Consider the following 891-nt stretch of genomic DNA (forward strand, 5'->3'; position numbering starts at 1 on the left):
TCGTATGGCTTCTGTGGAAACTGATATCAGTAGCCAAACTGTATACAGGATTGTGAATATGGCAAGATCCGGCCTGACCCCGAACACGATATGCATCATCCTCCTGCTGATCGCGTGCGCTCCCCCGGCAGCGGCTGCATCCGTCGTCCAGCTGACGAACGATTCGGCATTCGATGCATACCCCTTCTGGTCTCCGGACGGTGCCAGGATCGCCTTCGTCTCATCCGACGGAGTCCATGCTGGCATCCGGGTGATGGAGCGCGACGGCCAAAACCCGGTATCGGTGACGGACGACCGTTCGTGGAATCTCTTCACTGAGTTTGATCCCTGGTCGCCGGACGGGAAGAAACTCCTCTTCCTCTCCGATGACGGAGGAGGGCTCGACCTCTGGACGATGAACCCGGACGGGACCGGGAGGGTGCGCCTGACTGAAAACGGTCGCATTGTCCCCGGTTTGGCGCTCTCCGGCTACGGGGCGGACTGGAGCGCCGATGGAAAGCGGATCGTCTATACCTCCTGCCTCTTCGATAATGCGGCCATCCAGGAAGGGTCGCCTGCGGTGAACCTCTCGGCCATCCGTACGGAAGCAGACATCTGGATCATGGACGCGGACGGCAGGAACAAGAAGCAGCTGACGAGCGACGGGGATGCACGTCTGCCCCTGTGGCAGCCGCGGGGGGACAGGATCGCATACCTTGCAGACAGATCCGGAAACCGGGAGATCTGGGTCATGCAGAGCGACGGAACGGGCAAGACACAGGTGACGTTCAGCGAGGGGAATGTGTCCGAATATGCATGGTCCCCGGACAGTACCAGGATCGCCTACGTCGTCGCGGCACCCCCCGGAACATGGCCGGAGTTCTCTCTTTGGGTTATCAATAGCGACGGATC

General features: G+C 60.4%; 1 protein-coding gene. It reads left to right on the top strand.

Annotation, left to right across the window (positions count from 1 at the left end; genetic code table 11):
- Positions 1-58: 58 nt before the first annotated feature.
- A partial coding sequence (locus tag BP846_RS11860) for a peptidase S9 (RefSeq protein ID WP_292395667.1) occupies positions 59-891 on the top strand: 833 nt, incomplete at its 3' end.

It is taken from the genome of Methanoculleus sp. UBA303, from assembly GCA_002501655.1.
Classification (GTDB): Archaea; Halobacteriota; Methanomicrobia; order Methanomicrobiales; family Methanoculleaceae; genus Methanoculleus.